At 55.6% G+C, this 275-nt stretch carries 1 protein-coding gene; it reads right to left on the bottom strand.

All coding sequences use genetic code 11. The features are described from left to right. Nucleotides 1-275 (bottom strand): tryptophan 7-halogenase (locus tag RVY79_RS19515; RefSeq protein ID WP_317466231.1); only part of this gene is annotated, 275 nt, incomplete at both ends.

Here is a 275-nt window from a genome sequence, read left to right as displayed (position 1 = left end):
CCAAAATGGAGAGTCGGTGCGCTCTGTAGCCTTGTAATGCAGGATGATGAAGTCGCGTACCCATTCGAATTCCAGCGACATCAAGCGGTTGTATTCGTCGCGGTCAGTGTCGTCGATGCGGCCAGACGGGAAATAGGTAAGCAAATGGCCTATGCCCATCTGGATCAGGTGAAGGCTGGTGGACTCGAGCGGCTCCAAGAAGCCGCTGGCCAGACCGATGGCGACAACGTTGCGATTCCACGCACGATGACGTTTCCCAGTCAGGAACTTGATGG

It is taken from the genome of Chromohalobacter sp. HP20-39, assembly GCF_033052815.1.
Classification (GTDB): Bacteria; Pseudomonadota; Gammaproteobacteria; order Pseudomonadales; family Halomonadaceae; genus Chromohalobacter.
This window is presented reverse-complemented; position numbering and strand designations above follow the sequence as displayed.